1 protein-coding gene is annotated in these 596 nt (G+C 55.0%); it reads left to right on the top strand.

Annotation, left to right across the window (positions count from 1 at the left end):
• Window positions 1–84: 84 nt before the first annotated feature.
• Window positions 85–596: SDR family NAD(P)-dependent oxidoreductase (locus JT1_RS17640; RefSeq protein WP_255218211.1), on the top strand; the 512-nt coding region annotated here is incomplete at its 3' end.

Below are 596 nucleotides of genomic sequence, written 5' to 3'. Positions count from 1 at the left end.
GCTTACCCTGGCCGCGAGGCCATGCCGTCAGCGGCTTGACGCGACAATGAAGCATCCTGGGTTCTCCATCGTTTGGAAACGAGGATGGATTCAGGCCGAAGGAAAATCGTCACAGAGGGCGGGAATGCCTCATTTTTTAGGGTTGACGTCACGTCTGAAGATGAGGTCGCAGCACTTATTCAGCACACCGTCGAAGCCCATCATCAGATCGATGTTATGTACAACAATGCTGGCCTTGTCCGAATGGCACCCATCGCTGACCTGCCAACCGAAGACTGGGACTTCACGGTCCTGTTCGAACTTACGCAGGTCTACTACGGTTGCAAGTATGCCCTACGCGAAATGAAACGGCGCGGGTCCGGAGTTATCATCAATACTGCGTCCACCTCTGGAATAGTTGGCATCCCGACACATGGACCGCATGCCGCCACCAAAGCGGGAGTCATTGGACTCACCCGCTCAATCGCCGTCGACTATGGTGCGAACGGAATTCGCTGCAACGCGATCGCGCCGGGATTCGTGCCATTCACCAAGCAAACGGCGGACCTGTCCAATGACCCCTTCATTGAGATGATGCTTGGAGTTCAACCTCTTAG

It is taken from the genome of Janibacter terrae NBRC 107853, from assembly GCF_001591405.1.
Taxonomy (GTDB): domain Bacteria; phylum Actinomycetota; class Actinomycetes; order Actinomycetales; family Dermatophilaceae; genus Janibacter; species Janibacter terrae.
This window is presented reverse-complemented; position numbering and strand designations above follow the sequence as displayed.